Source organism: Salinivibrio sp. MA427, from assembly GCF_001996115.1.
Taxonomy (GTDB): domain Bacteria; phylum Pseudomonadota; class Gammaproteobacteria; order Enterobacterales; family Vibrionaceae; genus Salinivibrio; species Salinivibrio costicola.
In genome coordinates this window covers 1-1,457 of sequence record NZ_MUFH01000456.1, presented here as the reverse complement: position 1 = coordinate 1,457, position 1,457 = coordinate 1, and the positions used below count along the sequence as shown (strand labels likewise).

Annotated in this window: 1 protein-coding gene, 1 tRNA gene and 1 pseudogene; all 3 read left to right on the top strand. The window is 48.4% G+C overall.

The window, feature by feature from the left end:
• Window positions 1-153 (top strand): annotated as a pseudogene (locus BZG79_RS17025) (phosphate ABC transporter, permease protein PstA); the annotation flags it as partial.
• 124 nt (window positions 154-277) lie between these two features.
• Window positions 278-1,039 carry a phosphate ABC transporter ATP-binding protein PstB gene (gene pstB / locus BZG79_RS15550; protein ID WP_236719568.1) on the top strand — a complete coding sequence of 254 codons (762 nt, stop codon included), beginning with the start codon at window positions 278-280 and terminating at the stop codon, window positions 1,037-1,039.
• A gap of 130 nt (window positions 1,040-1,169) precedes the next feature.
• Window positions 1,170-1,260 (top strand) — tRNA-Ser (locus tag BZG79_RS15545).
• Window positions 1,261-1,457 lie beyond the last annotated feature (197 nt).

Here is a 1,457-nt window from a genome sequence, read left to right as displayed (position 1 = left end):
GCGTTACCCGTTCAAATCTATTTATGGGCAGAGAATCCTGAAAAGGGCTTTGTCGAAAATACCTCAGGCGCAATCATGGTACTGCTGGCATTCTTAGCCTTTATGAATGCCTGTGCGGTGATTATGCGTAAGCGTCTCGAGCGACGCTGGTAAGTCGGGAGAGAGAATCATGACGACGACAACAATGAACAACCTAACCATGACTGAAGATGTAGTAGAAGCCGCACCACAAAGCACACAAGCACCGAGTGAAACCTGTGGTATTCCGTTTGTTGATATGCCACGCATGACAGCACGAAATGTGTTCGTTAATTATGACAACGGATCTAAGCCGGCGATTAAAAATGTGAGCCTTGATATCGGCGAGAAAGAAGTGCTTGCGATGATTGGGCCATCAGGCTGTGGTAAATCGACGTTCTTGCGTTGCTTAAATCGTATGAATGATACGATCCCGGGCTGTGAGGTGACGGGGGACATCATTTTGGGAGACACTGACATTTACCACCGCGAGAGTGAAATTGTCGAATTGCGCTCACAAGTCGGCATGGTGTTCCAACGTCCTAACCCGTTTCCTAAATCCGTGTATGACAACGTTGCTTATGGCCCGCGTATTCACGGCTTGGTCGACAGTAAAACTGACTTGGATGAGCTGGTGGAGCAATCGCTGACACGCGCCGGTTTGTGGAATGAGGTTAAAGATCGCCTGGATCAGCCGGCAACCGGTTTGTCTGGTGGTCAGCAACAGCGACTTTGTATTGCACGTACTATTGCGGTCGCACCGGAAGTTATTTTGATGGATGAGCCGTGTTCAGCCCTCGATCCGATTGCCACTGGGGTGATTGAAGAGCTGATCTCGGATTTGAAGAAGAACTTCAGCATTGTGATTGTGACGCATTCCATGCAGCAAGCAGCTCGTGTGTCTGATCGCACCGCTTATTTCCATCTTGGTAGCTTGGTTGAGGTTAACACAACACAAAAAGTGTTTAATGATCCTGAGCATAAGCTGACGTCTGACTATATCAATGGTCGTTTTGGTTAAATAAGCAACGGGGTGGCAGAGGGGAAACCTATTCAAATAGGTGTTTGCTGATAATTTCAGCACTTAAGCGCGAGAAAGTAAAAACACACTTTACATCGCACTGAGTAGCCTCTACTATACGCCCCGTTCCGGAGAGATGGCTGAGTGGTTGAAAGCACCGGTCTTGAAAACCGGCAAGGGTTAATAGCCCTTCTAGGGTTCAAATCCCTATCTCTCCGCCACACAAAGAAAAGCCGCTGCTCAGTCAGCGGCTTTTTTGCATTTACTCCCTACAAATCCCTAAATCCTGACCGCGCCAACATTTTAGACCCCTTTGCCTAAACACACTGCCCAGCATCTGATAACCTAGCCGCAAAAATCGCCCTGTAAGGTCTTTTGGACGCCGCTAACCAGAGGGCGGTAGCGTGGAATGCAACAA